This is a genomic window from Empedobacter sp. UBA6305 (assembly GCF_002440405.1).
Lineage (GTDB): Bacteria > Bacteroidota > Bacteroidia > Flavobacteriales > Weeksellaceae > Empedobacter > Empedobacter falsenii_B.
This window is the reverse complement of record NZ_DJTP01000042.1, coordinates 18,411-35,506: the sequence shown is the minus strand read 5'-3', so window position 1 is coordinate 35,506 and position 17,096 is coordinate 18,411. Positions and strand designations below refer to the sequence as shown.

Below are 17,096 nucleotides of genomic sequence, written 5' to 3'. Positions count from 1 at the left end.
TTTTTTGAATTCTAAAATTCTGATTTTCAAAATTGAAGTAAATTTTTAGAAAAAACTTCTACTTTTTTTTGAAAAAACATTTGCGAGATTCGAAAAACTGCCCTAATATTGCACCACGAAAAAGGAACAATACTTCTTTCGAGAAATGAATATCCTGTTTTCAATTTGAAATATACAAATAATAATATTTTTGCCGATGTAGCTCAGCTGGCTAGAGCAGCTGATTTGTAATCAGCAGGTCGTGGGTTCGAGTCCCTCTATCGGCTCAGCAAAAATATAGGTCGGGGAGATACTCAAGCGGCCAACGAGGACGGACTGTAAATCCGTTGGGTAACCTTCGCAGGTTCGAATCCTGCTCTCCCCACTAAAAAGCCGATGTAGCTCAGCTGGCTAGAGCAGCTGATTTGTAATCAGCAGGTCGTGGGTTCGAGTCCCTCTATCGGCTCCAAAAAAGTTTATATTTTACTTTTAAAACAAAAATAAAAAATCGCCGATGTAGCTCAGCTGGCTAGAGCAGCTGATTTGTAATCAGCAGGTCGTGGGTTCGAGTCCCTCTATCGGCTCTTCTTTTTTGAAGAATACTTTATTATTAGGCGGGGAGATACTCAAGCGGCCAACGAGGACGGACTGTAAATCCGTTGGGTAACCTTCGCAGGTTCGAATCCTGCTCTCCCCACAATCCATTTTAAATATTTGGAAAAGCAAATCATCAAATCTTTTGATGATTTTTTTATTAATGTGAGCATCAAAAAAAAAGCCCTTTTTAAAGGACTTTTTACTTGATGATGTTCTTAATAATTTCTATTGAATATACATTCGAAATCTTTTCTATAAAACTATTAAAATCTAATGTAGAATGATCGTCGGCATCATCTGATATTGTTCTTATGATGATAAAAGGAATATCAAATTCGTAACAAACTTGTGCTACTGCAGCGCCTTCCATTTCGACACAAAGTATTTCGGGTAAGTTTTGTTGTAATTTTTCTTTCTGAGAATTTGTCGAGAAAAATAAATCTCCAGATCCAATTAAACCAACATGTAGTTGAGGCTGATGAATATTAAATTTATCCAAATCTTTTTCAGAAATCACATTATGCAAATGTTGCTCTTCTAAAATTTCTAAAATAGCTGTTGTCGCAACTTCTAATTGAGAAGAATCAGCCTCAAAATAAGCTTTTCCTAACATTGGGATTTCGTAAGCAGGAAAAAGAGGTTGAGCATTCATATCATGTTGAATCAAACTTTGCCCTAGAACAATATCTCCAATTTTTACATCAGCATGAATTCCACCTGCAACACCTGTAAAAATCAATTCAGAAACGTTAAATTCAAGGATTAAGGTTGTAACCGTAGCAGAGGCAGCAACTTTACCAACACGAGAATAAACGACCACAACTTTTTGATTGTTTAATTTTCCAGTAAAATAACTTCTTCGACCAATTTTATGTTCTTGCTTGTTTGTTAATAAATTGACTACACCGTTTATTTCTTGCGGTATAGCGCCTATTATTCCTATTATTCTTTCGCTCATCTTTCCAATTTGAAAGCGAAGTTACCAATTTATTTTCTGTATTTGTAAACCGAACAATAAATCTCATAAATTAAGATAAATGGCAAACAAATGATAATCAAACATGTATTTAGAAGATTTTTTATCATCTTACAAAAGTAGAGTTTTTTCAGAATATGTTAAAAATCAATTGTGAATTAGTCTTGGCTTGTTGTATTTTTGTAGCATAAAAGTTTGAAATGAAAAAATTATCTATAGCGATTATATGCTGTGCATCAGTAATGCTGATGAATTGTACGAATAAAACAGAAGAAAAACCAGTTGAACAACCTGCTAAATCTGCTGTTACAGTGGAAGAACCAACGGAAATTGTAGAGGGTGTAATTAGAAAATCTGGAGTTGAGTGGACGGCTTATAAAACAACAGAAAAAGTGGCTGTTTCAGGACGTTTTGATGTTGTTTTGGTGAAAGACGCAAAAGAAGATGGAAAAACGCCTCAAGAAGTTTTAGAAGGTGCAAATATTATAGCGACAGTTGCTACATTAAATTCTGATCAAATTGATCGTGATCAAAAATTGAAAGATATTTTGTTTGGAAATATGATTAATACAAGCGAAATCAAAGGTCAATTACATTTCAGAGATGGTAAAACTTTCTTGAATTTAACGTTGAATAATGCTTCTAAAGAATACGAAGTAAAATCAACGTTTGAGAACAATGTTTTTTCAATTGAAACAGATGTTGATTTGATGGATTTTAACACAGGAAAAGCAATAGAAGCTCTTAATCAAGCTTGTTTAGAATTACACAAAGGTGCAGATGGCGTTTCTAAAACATGGAGCGAAGTACACATCAAAGGTCAAGTAGAATTTAGCGATAGTTTCGGTAAATAATTCAAAAAATAAATAATTAATTTTAAGGCTACAATTTTTTGTAGTCTTAATTTTTATAAATAAATCAGTAAAAAATGAATTGGGTAATTTTACTAATTGCAGGATTGTGCGAAGTCGGTTTCGCATCATGTCTTGGAAAAGCAAAAGAAGCAACCGGAAATGACACGTATTTATGGTATGGTGGTTTTTTATTTTTCTTAACGGTGAGCATGGTTTTGTTGGTAAAAGCAACGCAAACATTACCAATCGGAACGGCTTATGCAGTTTGGACAGGAATTGGAGCAGTCGGAACAGTTTTAGTAGGAATTTTTATTTTTAAAGAACCAGCAAGTTTTTGGCGCGTTTTCTTCTTAACGACTTTAATTTGCTCTATTATTGGGTTAAAATTTGTGTCAAATTAACTGAAATTAAAGTGTTGATTTATGGAGAATTTTAATGTTTTTGATCAAGAGGAATTTATTCAGCAAACTGTTGAAAATAAACGTTTGAAAAAAGATTTGATTAAGACGATTTTTATTCAGCATGGTTATTTAATTATTTCTCAAAATGACCAAGAAATTAAACTAAAACAACACGATGTTTTCTTCCCAGAACCTAATAAATCTTACCAAATAATTTCAAAATCATCTGATTTAGAATTGTTGAGTTTAGTTTTAACCAAAAAGATTTTAGATACATCGATTATCGATTTGAGTGGTTATGAATACAACCAATTTTTTGGTGAAGGTAGAATCAATAATTATCATTTCAATGAAATAGAATTTTCTGCTTTAATCGAACTTTTATTGCAATTGAAGTTGCGTTTGCAAGAGAAATTGACCAAATTCGTACGCTATTTACAGTTCAATTTATTTTATGCGATTGTTTACACAACGTTTAGCGAACTTTCGAAACAACAAACAATTATTGTAAGAAAAGGAACGCGAAAAGATGATATTGTAAAGCGTTTTTTGAATGATTTAAATAAGAGTTATACAGAAAACAGAGATGCAAAATATTATGCAGATAAATTGAATATTACAGTACGATATTTAACTGAATGTTGCAAATCAATAACAGGTAGAACGACAAAAGAATTAATCAGTTCTGTTGTGATTCGTGAATCGAAAGTATTGTTGAGTGAAACAACTAAAACAATCTCTGAAATTTCGAATGAGTTAAACTTTTCTGACCAATATTCATTCGGAAATTTTTTCAAAAAACATCTAAAAATTAGTCCAACTCAATTTAGAAAAAGTTTACAATAACTTCCGTTTTGGACATCTTTAGGCTACTTTTCAAACTTTTTTTTATCTCGATTTTTATCATCTTTGTTACTATCAAAAGGGTCACTATAATTTTATAGTAAAACAGAGGTGTTTTTTGATGGCGAAAGCTAACAAAAGTGAGTAGAGTATTACTAAAAGTTTATATCACCTCTGTTTTTTCTAAAATAATGTTTTTAAAATTAATAGTTCCGAAAAAGTTTAAAATAGTTCTAAGTTTACTGATATTTGAAAAGAAGTAATCCAAAAACCTAAAATGATTATTTTGACCATTTGACAAAAAACAAAAAGAGAACCTAAAAAATTAAGTTCTCTTTTTCTATATTTTATAGATATTTAAGTGGAAAATCACCTTTTATTGAAAGGTGATTTTTTTATGCTTTAAATAATTCATTCAAGTTTACTCCACCGAAGTTTCCTGAACTCATCATCAAAAATACTTTATCTTTTTTATCTAAACTTTCGATATAATCTTGCAATTGTTCACCATTTGTAAATACCAAAATAGAATCATCTCCAAAGGCTTTTTTGATATCTTCTGGAGAAATCATTTCCATACGTTTTATTTCTAATGCTTCTGGGCTATACATTACAATTTTGATATCAGTTTTGTCTAAAGCACCTTTGTATTGCACCAAAAACTCAGGATTCAAAGACGAATAGGTGTGGATTTCTAAACATCCTACAACTGTTTTATCTGTATATTGTTCTTTTACTGCATTCGTAACTGAAGTTACTTTACTTGGCGCATGGGCAAAATCTTTATACGCAACAAAATCAGAAGTACGATTAATTAATTCCAAACGTTTAGATGCTCCTTTGAATGATTGAATTGCTTCGTTGAAATCATCATCCATTACACCTAATTGTTTACAAATTGCACGAGCACCTTCTAAATTCATCAAGTTATGATTACCAAAGACTTCTAACGGAATTGGTCCATCTTCTGTTTCGATAAAAGTGATTCCATTTTCGATAAAATGTTCTGGTAAATGATAAGGGAATTTCTTGATTGCTTTCTCCGTTTCTTCTACCACTTTAACAACTTCTTCGTCTGTTTCGTTGTAAATTAAAGCACCTCCATTCACGATAGATTCTACGAATTTTGAGAATTGAGAAGTGTAATCTGCAAACGTTGGAAAAACATTGATATGATCCCAAGCAATACCTGAAATCAACGCAATATTTGGTTGATACAACAAGAATTTTGAACGACGATCTAAGGCAGATGATAAATATTCATCACCTTCCATAATCATAAATTCGTTGTCTTCTGTCAATTTTACCATCACATCAAAACCATCCAATTGCGCACCAACCATATAATCAACATCGATATTATGATAATGCAAAACGTGAAGAATCATTGATGTAATTGTCGTTTTTCCATGCGAACCACCAATTACAACACGCGTTTTATCTTTTGATTGTTCGTACAAATATTCTGGATATGAATAGATTTTTAAACCTAATTCTTGAGCACGTAACATTTCAGGATTATCAGCGTGAGCATGCATTCCCAAAATCACAGCATCTAAATCTGTTGTAATTTTTTCTGGAAACCAACCCATTTCTTCTGGTAAAATTCTACGTTGGTCCAAACGTGTTTTCGAAGGTTCGAAAATTGCGTCGTCAGAACCTGTTACTTGATATCCTTTTTCGTGCAAAGCAATCGCCAAATTGTGCATTGCACTTCCACCAATTGCAATAAAATGAACTTTTTTCATTTTGTATGTTGTATTCTTTTAGTCTTTTTTATTTTCTTCGTCGTAGCCCATTTCTTCGAAATCATCAAACTCTTCGTCGTCTTCATTCAAATAATCATCCAATGATTTTTCACTATTTTCAGCAAGAATTTCGTCCATTGGTCGAACTTTATTAAATTCTGGTGCTTGCTCAATTGCATTCATAATTTTTTTCATGATTGCATCACTCGAATCATTTTCATAATCGATTTCCAAAGGCTCTTTGAATGTCATTGTCGCATTAATTCCACGTTTTTTAATACGCAAACCTTTTTTATCAAAAGCTCTACGAAAACCATCAATTACAACTGGAATTACAATTGGTTTATTTTTCTTGATTAAATGTGCAGTTCCACGACGACCAGGTGCAAACGCAGTTGTAGTCCCTTGCGGAAATGTTACTACCCAACCACTTTGCAACGCAATATCAATATTGTTAATTTCGCTTAAATCTACTTTTCTATTTACATTTTCTCCTTTTGCACGCCACGTTCTTTTTACGGTAACCGCTCCTGTGTAGGCGAATAATTTCGTCAAAAGATTATCTTTCATTGTTTCTTCAGCGGCAACGTAATAAAAGTCAATCTTAGGATTAAGTAAATAAATTGGATTTTTGATGGTATCAATAAAACCATTTTTTACACTACAAAATACATGATACATCGCGAAAACATCAGCAAAATAAGTTTGATGATTCGAAACGAATAATACATTTTGAGCTGGCAAATGAACCAAGTTTTTTGTACCGCTAACTTTTAATTTATTAAAACCATTGTAACGGTTATAAGTAAATGATCCTAATAAGAAAATTAACGTCCTTTTTAGGAAATATAAATGTCCAAATGAATCGCGAAATGCGTTCTTTTTCTTTGCTTTTTGAGACACGAGTTCTTAATTGTTTAAGTTACAAATTTAATACGATTTTTAGATAATCTTTAAATTCTTCTAAAATCATTGCCGTTGCGCCCCAAAGAAATTCATCATCACCAATGTTATAACCAGGAATTTCGACAACTTGACCAGAAAATTCTCTCTCAAAAACTTCGTAATCAGCATTCAAAAAAGCTTCCAAATTTAATGGAACAACGTATTGTACTTCGCGCTCATCTGGATTGAAATGTGGTTCTCCATGATAAATTCCGATGTAAGGATAAACCAAGAAATTACTTGGCGGAATATACATTTCGCTCAATTGTCTTACAATCTCAATGTTTTCGTACTCTACACCAAGTTCTTCCATAGTTTCGCGAATAGCAGTTTCGTCAAAACTAATATCTTGTTCTTCAAATTGTCCACCTGGCAAAGAAAACTGATGCGAATGCGCTCCTTCGTAAGAAACACGCATGGTTACTGGGAATTCAACTTCTCCATCTTCGTTTTGATACAATAAAATCATCACAGACGCACTTCTAGGATTGGTACGTTTTACATATTCTAAATCAAATTTTTGACGATATGGAGGTGAAAGCTTTTGGTGTGATTCCCAACTTGGCAATTCTTCAACACTTTCAGCTAATAAATATTTTAATTCTTCTAAATCTAAATACAAAATGGATTGATTTTTAGGGTAATAAAAAAGAGTGAAATTTTTCCTCACTCTTTTTCAAAGATAATTATTTTCGTTGAAGAAAATTCAACCTTTTCGGTAAGGTTTATTAATTATTTAACTTTTAAGATTTAGCTTAAATATTTCCCATTGTTTGAATGAAAAATTGAATATTTTTGAAATTTAACATTATAAGTTTTAACTTCGTTAGGTCTAAAAATTATAAAAATGTTTAATAAAAAACTTTTTTACGGAATGATGGTTGGATCGTCAATCCTAACCACTTCTTGTAGCGAAAAGTCAACAAATAGTATGTGGAACGATAAAAATCCTTTTTTTGAAGTGAGCACTTTGCCTTATCAAACTGCTGATTTTTCGAAAATTAAAAACGAAGATTTCAAACCTGCTTTGTTGCAAGGAATGACTGAACAATTAGTCGAAATCAATAAAATTGCGAATAATTCTGAAGCACCAACTTTCGAAAATACATTAGTTGAGATGGAAAAATCGGGTCAATTATTAACACGAGTTAATCATGTTTTTGGATTATTGACTGGAGCAAATACAAACGAAACGTTGCAAGCAGTTGAGGAGGAAATGTCGCCTAAATTTGCGGCTCATAGCGATGCCATTTATTTGAATGATAAATTATTTCAACGTGTAAAAACTTTACATGACAATAAAAAATCATTGAATTTAGATAAAGAGTCATCTCGTTTGTTAGATGTATATTATCAACGATTTGAATTGGCTGGCGCAAATTTATCTGCTGCACAAAAAGATGAATTGAAAAAATTGAATGGAGAAATCGCTTCTTTAGAAACTAAATTCTCCAATCAATTATTAAAAGGAACAAAATCTGGTGGCGTTACTTTTACGAAAGAAGAATTAGCTGGTTTGAGTGATGCTGATTTAGAGGCTTTCAAACAAGCTGATGGTACATATTTAATCAGTTTATTGAATACAACGCAACAACCTGAATTACAAAATATGACCAATGCAGTTTCAAGAAAAAAATTATTTGATGCAGCTTGGATTAGAACAGAGAAAAAAGACGAAAATGATACACGTTATACAATTTTAACTTTGGTTAAAAAACGTGCGGAGAAAGCTAAATTATTAGGTTTTGCAAATTATGCAGAATGGAATTTGCAAGATCAAATGGCGCAAAATCCTACAGCAGCAAAAGGAATTTTAAATCAAATGATTCCGGCAGCAACTGCAATGGCACAAAAAGATGCAAAAGAATTTGAAGCCTTAGCGAAGAAAGAAAATCCAGCAAATACATTAACAGCTGCGGATTGGAACTATTATGCGGAGAAAGTTCGTAAAGAGAAATATGATATCGACGAAAATGAAATGAAACCTTATTTCGTTTTAGATTCAGTTGTAGAGAATGGAATTTTCTTTATGGCGAAAGAATTGTACGGAATTTCATTCAAAAAACGTACAGATATACCAACTTGGCATGAAGATGTAAAAGTGTACGAATTGTTTAATGAAGATGGTTCGCAATTGGGATTATTTTATACAGATTATTTCAAAAGAGATTCTAAACAAGGGGGAGCTTGGATGAGTAATATCGTGGAGCAATCGCACTTATTTGGCACAAAACCTGTTATTTATAATGTCGGAAACTACACAAAACCTGCAAATGGTCAACCTGCATTGATTTCGTATGATGATGTGGTAACAACTTTCCACGAATTTGGACATGCATTGCACGGTTTCTTTGCGAATCAAAAATATCCAACTTTATCTGGAACAAATGTTTCAAGAGATTTTGTAGAGTTTCCATCTCAATTTCACGAGCATTATGTAACGGAGCCATCTATCCTAAAAAATTATGCAAAGCATTATCAAACAGGAGCTGCGATTCCTGATGTGTTGGTAGAAAAAATGAAAAAAGCATCTAACTTTAACAAAGGTTATACGTTAACAGAATTACTTTCTGCTGCGGCTTTAGATTTATCTTGGCACACTGTTTCTGTCGATAAAACAATCACAAGCGTAGACGATTTTGAGAAACAAGCCTTAATTGATAATAAAACAAATTTACCACAAGTTCCGCCTCGTTACCGTTCTTCTTATTTTAGCCATATTTTTGGTGGAGGATATGCAGCGGGATATTTTGCATATATCTGGGCAGAAATGTTAGACCATGATGCCTACGAATGGACAATAGAAAATGGAGGAATGTCACGTAAAAATGGTCAAATTTTGAGAGATAAAGTATTTTCTCAAGGGAATTCGGATGATTTGAATGTGATTTACAAAAATTTTAGAGGTAAAAATCCTTCAATTGAACCAATGTTGAAATACCACGGATTGAAATAATTATTCTAAAATATTAACAACTTAAAAATCCAAGACATAGTTCTTGGATTTTTTTCGTTTTATGAATAAATTTGCAACTATTAAAACAAGTATAAATGGGAAGAGCATTTGAATTTAGAAAAGGACGTAAATTAAAACGTTGGGCAGCAATGTCTAAAGCGTTTACTAAAATTGGGAAGGATATCGTAATGGCAGTAAAAGCAGGAGGACCTGATCCGCATTCAAATTCTCATCTTCGCGCGGTAATTCAGAATGCGAAGGCTGTAAATATGCCTAAAGATAATATCGAACGCGCAATCAAAAAAGCATCTGATAAAAATACAGAAAACTATAAGGAAGTTATTTTTGAAGGTTATGGACCTCACGGAATTGCCGTTTTAGTTGAAACTTCTACAAATAACAACAATCGTACAGTAGCTAACGTTCGTTCTTATTTCAGTAAATGTAATGGACAATTAGGAACGCAAGGTTCTGTTGAATTTATGTTTGATCATATCTGTAATTTCAAGATTCAAAAACCTGAAAATCTAGATTTAGAGGAATTAGAATTTGAAATGATTGACTTTGGAGTAGAGGAGATTTTTGAGGATGAAGATGGAATTGTATTAATTGCACCTTTTGAGAATTACGGAACAATCTTCAAATCTTTGGAAGAAAGTGGATATGAAATTATTTCATCAGAATTTGAAAGAATTCCACAAACAACAAAAGAATTAACAGAAGAACAAAAAGCTGACATCGAAAAATTGTTAGAGAAATTTGATGAAGATGAGGACGTAAATAACGTTTATCATACGATGAAAGAAGACGAAGAAGAGGAAGAATAATCTTTTTTGAAAAGAATAATATGAAAACCGTTTAATTTATTTTAAACGGTTTTTTTTATCTTTAACTATAATTGAATTTTTGAGAATGATAAAAATTTTTACTTTACTTGGTTTGATATTGCAATTTCTTGCATTTTGGATGGCTGCGCCAGAAATTCTTGGAGCTGATTGGTTAAGTAAAACCGAAGAAATGATTCGGAAAGCAATTAATCAGTTGCCACAATTAATATTAGCTGTATTAGGAATGGCGATGGGAGTGATGTTTTATCATTCGATGAGTTCTTTTTTTGTATTTGTCGTTGTTATAATGATTATAATTTTATTATTGATTTTCTATAAAAAAGTAGAAAAGCTTTTGGACGAAAAAATCTCGAAACCATTGGTCAATAAATTAATCTTGAATGAAACTTTTCGTTTTACTTTATTGAAGTTTGCCGCTTTGTTTTTTACGCTTGGTTTCCTTATTCAGATAGCTTTGGTCGTTATTGTATAATTTTTTTTAAAATATTTATTTGATACTGAATAAACTATGTTTTTGTATTAAAAAAACTTTAAATTAAGGTTTGCAAATTCGAAAAAGCGTTCTATATTTGCACTCGCAATACCGCAGTAGACTGCGTTATTGGAGAGTTGGCAGAGTGGTCGAATGCGGCAGTCTTGAAAACTGTTGAGGGTCACACCTCCGGGGGTTCGAATCCCTCACTCTCCGCTGAAAGCTTGAACATTTGTTCAAGCTTTTTTTTGTTTTATAAAATTTTAATCAAAATAAAAGGCCAGATTAATCTGACCTTATAATAGAAGTATTTATTTTTCTAAATCTTTATATACTTTTCGAATAATTCCGTCCGAAAGTCCAATTTTCGGAACATGAATTTTCTTTGCATGCGACCATTTTAGTACATTACTATAAATTTCTAATGCATAAACCACTACATCAGCACGGTCGGGTTTCATATTGAAATTCTGCATACGTTCTTCAGCAGTCATCGTTTGTAAAATTTGATAATGTTTTTTGACATAAACACTACTCAAAGGCATTCCCAGTTTTACGCCTGAATATTTGTATACATGGTTAATATTTCCACCAGAACCAATTAATTCGACTTCATCATCACCAATGTTTTCGTGAATCCATTGTTTCATTTCGTTAAAAGTATTTGGTGAAACTTTATTTTCCAACAAACGTACAGTTCCTACTTCAAAAGATTTTGACGTAAAAACCTTATTATCTTTTAATAATGTTAATTCGGTACTACCACCACCAACATCTACATACAAATAGATTTTTTCGTCTTGTATAAAATCACCTAATTCTGTATTAAAAAGTAATTCAGCTTCGGTTTTTCCATCTATAATCTCGATGTTAATTCCAGATTTTTTAATCACCTTTTTTACAACATCTTTTCCATTTTTGGCTTCGCGCATGGCAGAAGTTGCATAAGCTTTATAGATTTCAATATCATAAACCTTCATCATCAATGCATAAGACAACATAGCATCGCAGATACGATCTATATTTGTTTCGGAAATTTGTCCATCAATAAAAACATCGTGTCCCAAACGAATAGGCATTCTCACAATACTGGTTTTATTAAAAATTGGCGCACGACCTTCTTCTTCGTAAACATAATTAATCAACAATCGCATGGCGTTAGATCCAATATCTATTGCTCCTAATTTTCTAATCTTCATTTTCTTGTTCGTTTAATTTTTTAAAATATTCGTAGGTCGTAAACTGAGAGCGGTTTGGTTTTTTATTGTTTCGTTTGTATTCTAAAGAAGATTCAGCCGTTATTTGGCGACCTTTTACGTTATCTTCAAAACTCAAATTAAACGTATCCATAACTATTTTTTTGAATTTATGATCGTAAATCGGACACGCTACTTCCACACGATTATCCAAATTACGTTCCATCATATCTGCAGAGGAAATATAAACTTTGTCATCGCCTGCATTTTTAAACCAATACACACGCGGATGTTCCAAAAATTTATCAATAACGCTGACACATTCAATATTTTCGGAAAGATTTTTAACTCCAGGAATCAAACAATTAATTCCACGCACAACCAAACGGACTTTTACTCCTTTTTGAGAAGCTTTATACAATAAATCAATGATTTGTTTATCGCTTAAACTGTTTAATTTCATGTTGATCTCCGCAGGTAAACCAGCTTGATGATTTTTGATTTCTCGTTTAATCATCTTGACAATTTTTTTACGTGTTCCATAAGGTGAAACCAATAAATGATTGTACGTTAAGTTCAAATAATTAGCTCCGAAAAATTTAAAAATCTGTTCAACATCCTTTGTTATTCCCGGATTGGTTGTGAAATACGTATAATCTGTATAAATTTTTGCTGTTCCTGCATGAAAATTTCCTGTGCTAATAAACACATATTTCTGCGCCAACATTCCTTCTGGTTTACGTTCGATATAACCAATTTTCGAATGTACTTTCAACCCCGGAACCCCAAAAATAACATTCACACCAGCTTCTTGCAATTTTTTCGACCACATCGCATTATTCGATTCATCAAATCGCGCACGAAGTTCCAAAACAGCTGTTACTTCTTTTCCATTCATCGCTGCGTTTATCAACGAATGCATCACTTGCGAATCCTTTGCAACACGATAAATTGTAATTTTTATTTTGGTTACTTTAGGATCAATTGCAGCTTCTCGAAGAAATTTTAACAACAAAGAATAATCGTGATAAGGCGCCATCATCATTTCCTCATTTTCCGTAAAAGCCTGAAAATAACTGTTATATTCAAAAGGTTTTTTCTGAATAATTGGTTTTATTTTTTCGTACGTTAAATTTGGAATGTCAAAGCTTGGAAAGCTCATCAAATCTCGTTTGTTGTGATATTTTCCTCCCGGATTGATACTATCATATTCATCTAATCGTAATTTTTTCAAGAAAAATTTCAACGTATCTGGTGCAATTTCAGCATCATAAACTAATCGGACAGGAACACCTTTTTTACGATTTTCTAAACTATTGATGACTTTTTCTAATAAACTATGTTCTAAATCGTTATCAAAATCAAGTTCGCTATCTCGTGTAATTTTGATGGAATGTGCTTCAATTGTTTCGAAATCAAACATTTTGAAAATATCTTTCAAATGAAAACGAATAATGTCTTCCAAATACATGACATACGTATTTTGATCATACTTTGGAAGCACAATAAAACGCGAAAATAAATGCGTTGGAACAATCAAAAGTGCATATTGAACTTTGTCTTTTAATTGCATTTTCACCGCTAAATAGAACGATCCATCGCGTAAAGGCGGTGCTTTTTTAATATCATCTAAAATAAAAACTCCAACCGTATGAATAAATTCGTTGTAAAAATATTCGGAAATAAATTCTAAATAATTCTCAGGAATCGATGTATCATCTATCACAAAAATATTGTGATTCTCTAATTCTTTGAATAATTGATTATGCAAATCATCGTACTGGACTCGCTGCTGACGCACAATTTCATTGATTTCATCGATCAATTCTTCGTCCGTTTGATCTGGTACAATATTTTGATAAACAATTTCTACATCTTTGAACTGTATCGAGCGCAAAATTGTAGAATATCGAACCGAATAAAATTCATCTAAATTGTTCGAATAAATTCCTAAAAAACGAATTCGTTCTAACAACGGAACTGTTTCGTCAGAAGCCTCTTGCAACACGCGCGCATTGAAAGAAAGCCAACTGATTTCGCGGTTTATATATTTTTTCATTTAATTTCTTTAGGTAAAATTATTTTTATAGTTTTTCCTTTTTGAATCGATTTCCAATTATCAGAATCAAACTGTATCCAGACAAATCCAGAAGTCGAAAGATTGTAAATCATTTCATTTCCTAACTGATTGGTAATATCTGTAAACGCAGGATTATGTCCAAAAATAAGAACATTTTGCAATTCATTATCCAAATTTCTAATCCATTTGTCTAATAAATAATGCGAAAAAGTATACAAATCATCTTCGATATGAATGGTTTGATTAGGAAATAAAATAGGTTTGACAAGTAGAGAAGTTTCTTTTGCTCGAACTGCTTTGCTCGAAAATATTTGATCAAATTTCAATTCAAAATTTTGATGAATATAATTTGCTACTTTCTTCGTTTTGAATTCACCAATCTCTGTGATAGAACGAAATTGATCTGAAACATTTTCGTTCCATTTACTTTTTGCATGACGCATTAAAAACAAATTTTTCATAACGCAACAAGTTTAAAAAGAAAAAGTAGTTAAATCTAATCATTATCTAATGAAAAGACTTAACTACTGTTGTATTTTTTTTAGGATTATTTTCTAAAGATTACCTTCGTAATTCTTAAAATCATTTTTTACCCAATCTGGCAATTCCATCGATTTTTTCTCTTCCATATCGTACATTACTTGTGTACTTTTTCCGATACAATGAATAACATCTTCACCATTTTCGCTTTTACTTGTGACAATATATTCAAAATCGAAACTCTTATTTCCTAATTTTGTAACTCGTACACCAATACGAGGTTCTATCGCATTTGGACGTAATTCTTTTTGGTAACTCGCTTCCATATGTGCAATGACAAACATGTGTCGCGTCCATTGCCATTTTTTGCTCGAAGCCATCATATAATAGGCTCTACCGATCTGGAAATACTCGAAATAAAATACATTATTTACATGACCAATTGGATCAAAATCGCTCCAACGTGGTTCTAAAGGTTTAAAGAATTTAAAGTTTTCTATACTCATTTTTAATTGGTTTTTAATAATAATTAATCTTCAGGATTTGGATCAATAAATTCGTATTTGTACAATTTGACTAACCAAAAGAATACTGAAAATAAGATAGGCCCAAATATAATTCCGATAAATCCGAATAGATTTAAACCAACGATTACTCCAAAAATAGTAATTAATGGATGAACATCTGCCATTTTTTTTTGTAAAACTAAACGGATTAAATTATCTGAAAGCCCAACAATTACAAAGCAATAAATTAATAATCCAACCGCTGATCCAGTTTCACCTTTTGCAAGTAAAAATAGTCCAAGAGGTACATAAATAAGTGCGGCACCAACGACAGGCAACATTGCAGCAAAAATGGTTAAAATAAACCAAGTAAACGCATCATCTACACCAAATATAAGATATCCAATGTAGGCAATTATTGCTTGTAGAAAGGCTGTTAATGGCATTCCGACAGCATTTGAAATAACTAAATCTTTCAAATCTTTGTTCATTTTGACTAAATTACTTGTTTTAAGCGGAATTGTTCTGTAAAACCAATTTTCAAGTTTTTGATGGTTCATCAACATAAAATACAAAATAAGGAAAGCAACACCCAACTGAACTGTCATATCCATTGAAGCATTCAGTGTTTTTTCTAATAATTTACCTCCAACTTGTGTTATTTTTTCAATGTTTGTTGCACTAAACACATCGATATGAAATTTGGTTTGCAACATTTGAATAATTTTATTGACATCTGTTTTAATTTGAGCTGTGTCATTTAATAGCACCATTACTTTATTCGTTAACATTTGAATTAATAAATAAAGAGGTCCAATAATCAAAATCGCGCTACTAATCATTAAGATAATTACACTTGCTAATTTGTTCCATTTTTTTACTTTTACTAGCCATTGCAAAGGATTTAAAAGCAAAACATACAAACACAAAGCACCGAGAAGTCCAGGGAAAAATGCTAAAAGATTTTTGGTAATTAATCCAAAAACTAAAAGTATTATTGCAATAAATGCTAACTGTAACAAGACATTGTTAGAAAGATAGTGTTTATTAGAGTTCATAGGTAATTTATTTGTTTAATAACAGTTGTTGATATTTCGTTATCAAATTCAATGCTAAAAATAGTTAATTTCTATAAACTTTTCTATTTTTAGACGTTGAATAAAATTTTACACATGAAAAAAATAGTCGGTTTAATCTTATCAGTTTTGACAATCTCTACATATGCACAAACGAAACAAGACAAAGTTGTTTTGGTAATTCATGGTGGTGCTGGTACAATTCTGAAAAAAAATATGACACCCGAAAAGGAAAAAGCGTACCGAGATGCTTTAGCTGAATCTTTGACAAAAGGTTATGAAGTCATCAAACAAGGTGGCGAAAGTGAAAATGCAGTGATAGAAGCCATAAAAGTAATGGAAAATTCACCTTTGTTTAATGCAGGAAAAGGAGCGGTTTTTACGCATGAAGGTAAAAATGAATTAGACGCTTCGTTGATGATTGGAAATACAATGCAAGCAGGTGCTGTGGCTGGAGTTACAACGATTAAAAATCCAATTTTAGCAGCAAAAGCTGTTTTACAAAATTCTGCTCATGTGATGATGGTTGGAAAAGGAGCAGAAGAATTTGCTCAAACTCAAGGTTTAGAAATTGTTGATCCAAGTTATTTTAAAACTGAGGAACGCTTGAATTCTCTTCAAAAAGTTTTGGAAAAGGATAAAGAAAAAATGGAATTAGACCATGATGCTAAAACACAAGCGTATGTTCCATTCAATTTTGTTGACGAAAAATTTGGTACTGTAGGCGCAGTTGCTTTGGATAATAAAGGTCATATCTCGGCAGGAACTTCGACTGGTGGAATGACAAATAAACGTTTTGGTCGAGTAGGCGATTCGCCAATTATTGGTGCTGGAACGTATGCAAATAGCGAAGTTGGTGTTTCGAGTACGGGTTGGGGCGAATATTTTATAAAAGCTGTTGCGGCATATGATGTTGCGGCTTTGATGAATTACAAGAAACTTTCTTCGAAAAAAGCTGGTGAAGAAGTTATTAAGAAAATTGGTGATTTAGGAGGCGATGGCGGAATGATTATTTTAGATAAAAATGGTCAAGCAAGTTTTCCTTTTAACACTGCCGGAATGTATCGCGGAAGTATTACACAATCAGGTAAGATAACTATCGAAATTTATCAATAAATTTGGAACACATTTTAAAATAA

At 32.0% G+C, this 17,096-nt stretch carries 16 protein-coding genes and 6 tRNA genes; 13 read left to right on the top strand and 9 right to left on the bottom strand.

The window, feature by feature from the left end; genetic code table 11:
* The first annotated feature begins 192 nt into the window (after positions 1 to 192).
* The 5 genes from B3M86_RS10855 to B3M86_RS10835 all read left to right on the top strand — a co-directional run bounded on the left by B3M86_RS10855 (position 193) and on the right by B3M86_RS10835 (position 676).
* Positions 193 to 266: transfer RNA gene (locus B3M86_RS10855), tRNA-Thr, on the top strand.
* 17 nt (positions 267 to 283) lie between these two features.
* Positions 284 to 364, top strand: a tRNA-Tyr gene (locus B3M86_RS10850).
* Between the two features lie 7 nt (positions 365 to 371).
* Positions 372 to 448: transfer RNA gene (locus tag B3M86_RS10845), tRNA-Thr, on the top strand.
* Positions 449 to 489: 41 nt separating this feature from the next.
* Positions 490 to 563, top strand: a tRNA-Thr gene (locus B3M86_RS10840).
* A 32-nt stretch (positions 564 to 595) separates the two neighbouring features.
* A tRNA-Tyr gene (locus tag B3M86_RS10835) sits at positions 596 to 676 on the top strand.
* A 99-nt stretch (positions 677 to 775) separates the two neighbouring features.
* Here B3M86_RS10835 and B3M86_RS10830 read toward each other — a convergent pair.
* On the bottom strand, positions 776 to 1,534 hold the full coding sequence (locus B3M86_RS10830) for a 5'-methylthioadenosine/adenosylhomocysteine nucleosidase (protein WP_219034761.1): 759 nt from the start codon (positions 1,532 to 1,534) through the stop codon (positions 776 to 778).
* 218 nt (positions 1,535 to 1,752) lie between these two features.
* Here B3M86_RS10830 and B3M86_RS10825 point away from each other — a divergent pair, with 218 nt between their 5' ends.
* From B3M86_RS10825 to B3M86_RS10815, 3 genes are all read left to right on the top strand, one after another.
* Positions 1,753 to 2,406 (top strand): hypothetical protein, encoded by a 654-nt coding sequence (locus B3M86_RS10825; RefSeq protein ID WP_219034762.1) that lies wholly within the window; start codon positions 1,753 to 1,755, stop codon positions 2,404 to 2,406.
* A 74-nt stretch (positions 2,407 to 2,480) separates the two neighbouring features.
* The gene (locus tag B3M86_RS10820) at positions 2,481 to 2,807 is read left to right on the top strand and encodes a DMT family transporter (RefSeq protein ID WP_038334569.1); all 327 of its coding nucleotides are present in this window, start codon (positions 2,481 to 2,483) and stop codon (positions 2,805 to 2,807) included.
* A 21-nt stretch (positions 2,808 to 2,828) separates the two neighbouring features.
* Complete coding sequence (locus B3M86_RS10815) at positions 2,829 to 3,653, top strand: helix-turn-helix domain-containing protein (RefSeq protein WP_291046460.1); 825 nt, start codon at positions 2,829 to 2,831, stop codon at positions 3,651 to 3,653.
* A 392-nt stretch (positions 3,654 to 4,045) separates the two neighbouring features.
* On the opposite strand, the gene B3M86_RS10810 is transcribed toward B3M86_RS10815, so the two are convergent.
* Genes B3M86_RS10810 through B3M86_RS10800 form a run of 3 tightly spaced genes read right to left on the bottom strand, consistent with a single transcriptional unit; the run spans position 4,046 to position 6,965 of the window.
* On the bottom strand, positions 4,046 to 5,398 hold the full coding sequence (locus B3M86_RS10810; RefSeq protein ID WP_115001321.1) for a UDP-N-acetylmuramate--L-alanine ligase: 1,353 nt from the start codon (positions 5,396 to 5,398) through the stop codon (positions 4,046 to 4,048).
* 18 nt (positions 5,399 to 5,416) lie between these two features.
* Complete coding sequence (locus B3M86_RS10805; RefSeq protein WP_038334575.1) at positions 5,417 to 6,301, bottom strand: lysophospholipid acyltransferase family protein; 885 nt, start codon at positions 6,299 to 6,301, stop codon at positions 5,417 to 5,419.
* 19 nt (positions 6,302 to 6,320) lie between these two features.
* Positions 6,321 to 6,965, bottom strand: coding sequence for an NUDIX hydrolase (locus B3M86_RS10800; protein ID WP_115001319.1), 645 nt, complete (start codon positions 6,963 to 6,965; stop codon positions 6,321 to 6,323).
* Positions 6,966 to 7,190: 225 nt separating this feature from the next.
* Between B3M86_RS10800 and B3M86_RS10795 the strand changes: the two genes are divergently transcribed.
* The 4 genes from B3M86_RS10795 (at position 7,191) to B3M86_RS10780 (ending at position 10,835) form a co-directional block, all read left to right on the top strand.
* Positions 7,191 to 9,299 carry a M3 family metallopeptidase gene (locus B3M86_RS10795; protein ID WP_219034767.1) on the top strand — a complete coding sequence of 703 codons (2,109 nt, stop codon included), beginning with the start codon at positions 7,191 to 7,193 and terminating at the stop codon, positions 9,297 to 9,299.
* Between the two features lie 95 nt (positions 9,300 to 9,394).
* Positions 9,395 to 10,126, top strand: coding sequence for a YebC/PmpR family DNA-binding transcriptional regulator (locus B3M86_RS10790; RefSeq protein ID WP_219034768.1), 732 nt, complete (start codon positions 9,395 to 9,397; stop codon positions 10,124 to 10,126).
* A gap of 85 nt (positions 10,127 to 10,211) precedes the next feature.
* The gene (locus B3M86_RS10785; RefSeq protein ID WP_219034769.1) at positions 10,212 to 10,619 is read left to right on the top strand and encodes a hypothetical protein; all 408 of its coding nucleotides are present in this window, start codon (positions 10,212 to 10,214) and stop codon (positions 10,617 to 10,619) included.
* Between the two features lie 131 nt (positions 10,620 to 10,750).
* Positions 10,751 to 10,835: transfer RNA gene (locus B3M86_RS10780), tRNA-Ser, on the top strand.
* Between the two features lie 95 nt (positions 10,836 to 10,930).
* Here the strand turns inward: B3M86_RS10780 and B3M86_RS10775 are convergent.
* The 5 genes from B3M86_RS10775 to B3M86_RS10755 all read right to left on the bottom strand — a co-directional run bounded on the left by B3M86_RS10775 (position 10,931) and on the right by B3M86_RS10755 (position 15,939).
* Complete coding sequence (locus tag B3M86_RS10775) at positions 10,931 to 11,818, bottom strand: Ppx/GppA phosphatase family protein (RefSeq protein WP_219034770.1); 888 nt, start codon at positions 11,816 to 11,818, stop codon at positions 10,931 to 10,933.
* Positions 11,808 to 13,874: a polyphosphate kinase 1 gene (gene ppk1 / locus B3M86_RS10770; protein ID WP_219034771.1), complete on the bottom strand. Its 2,067-nt coding sequence runs from the start codon at positions 13,872 to 13,874 to the stop codon at positions 11,808 to 11,810. Before ppk1 ends, B3M86_RS10775 begins: the two co-directional genes overlap by 11 nt.
* Entirely contained in the window at positions 13,871 to 14,356 is a 486-nt protein-coding gene (locus B3M86_RS10765) for a SixA phosphatase family protein (RefSeq protein ID WP_038336593.1), read from the bottom strand. The genes ppk1 and B3M86_RS10765 overlap by 4 nt, the downstream gene beginning before the upstream one ends.
* Before the next feature lie 93 nt (positions 14,357 to 14,449).
* On the bottom strand, positions 14,450 to 14,881 hold the full coding sequence (locus B3M86_RS10760; protein ID WP_052217929.1) for an acyl-CoA thioesterase: 432 nt from the start codon (positions 14,879 to 14,881) through the stop codon (positions 14,450 to 14,452).
* A gap of 23 nt (positions 14,882 to 14,904) precedes the next feature.
* A complete protein-coding gene (locus tag B3M86_RS10755; RefSeq protein WP_260509614.1) occupies positions 14,905 to 15,939 on the bottom strand; it encodes an AI-2E family transporter in 1,035 nt (344 codons plus the stop codon).
* 114 nt (positions 15,940 to 16,053) lie between these two features.
* On the opposite strand from B3M86_RS10755, the gene B3M86_RS10750 reads away from it, so the two are divergent.
* Positions 16,054 to 17,073, top strand: coding sequence for an isoaspartyl peptidase/L-asparaginase family protein (locus B3M86_RS10750; protein WP_286495944.1), 1,020 nt, complete (start codon positions 16,054 to 16,056; stop codon positions 17,071 to 17,073).
* The last annotated feature ends 23 nt before the right edge of the window (positions 17,074 to 17,096 follow it).